Source organism: Ralstonia sp. VS2407 (assembly GCF_052950655.1).
Window position 1 is genome coordinate 1 of the sequence record NZ_JBRFVG010000265.1, and the last position, 464, is coordinate 464.

At 67.2% G+C, this 464-nt stretch carries 1 protein-coding gene; it reads left to right on the forward strand.

What is annotated here, in order from left to right; all coding sequences use genetic code 11:
* Positions 1-179 precede the first annotated feature (179 nt).
* A partial coding sequence (locus ACU8YE_RS24960; RefSeq protein ID WP_446930229.1) for a DUF1415 family protein occupies positions 180-464 on the forward strand: 285 nt, incomplete at its 3' end.

Genomic DNA, 464 nt, shown 5'->3' on the forward strand with positions numbered 1-464 from the left:
TTCGTGTCGCGGTTCGCACGGCCGGCCTCGAGCCGCCTTCGCGCACGCCCCTCGGAACGGAGCTGCCCGACGGTCTCGCCACGCGTCGTATCACGTCGCATCCTGTCGCGTCGCCTCGCCGCATGCCGCGCCGCCTTCGCCCGCTACAATCGCGGCTTGACCGCCACGCCGTTTCCGCCATGACCGAAGTCTCTCCGCCCGACGCCGACATCCTCGCCGCCACCCGCCACTGGCTGACGCGCGCGGTGATCGGGCTCAACCTGTGTCCGTTCGCGAAGGGCGTCCACGTGAAGCGGCAGATCCGCTACGCGATCAGCCGCGCGAGATCGCTCGAAGCGGCACTGACGGATCTGGAAAACGAACTGCGCCATCTCGATGCCGCCGATCCGGACGAAGTCGACACGACGCTCGTGATCTTTCCGAACGCGTTCGGCAATTTCCTCGACCACAACGATGCGCTATGG